The 245-nt window shown below is 52.2% G+C and carries 1 protein-coding gene; it reads left to right on the forward strand.

Going from position 1 to position 245, the window contains the following annotated elements:
- Positions 1-245, forward strand: a 245-nt coding sequence (locus GQA99_RS20530; protein ID WP_170293578.1) for a cadherin-like domain-containing protein, incomplete at both ends; no start/stop codon positions are given.

The raw sequence follows: 245 nt of genomic DNA on the forward strand, positions 1-245 counted from the left end.
GCCAACGGCACTTACAGCTTCACGCCAGTGGCCAACTACAATGGCCCTGTGCCGGTGATCACCTATGTGTTAACCGATGGCTCAAGCACCGATACGTCAACACTGACCATCTCTGTGACTCCAGTGAACGATAACTTCACGGATGCTAATGAAAACATTAGCGTCAATGAAGACAGCGGCACGACCACAGGCACCGTATTAACGGGCACCAGCTCTGTGGACGGTCCTGTAACGGTTCAAAGCTT

The sequence above is a fragment of the Shewanella litoralis genome, assembly GCF_009828585.1.
Classification (GTDB): domain Bacteria; phylum Pseudomonadota; class Gammaproteobacteria; order Enterobacterales; family Shewanellaceae; genus Shewanella; species Shewanella litoralis.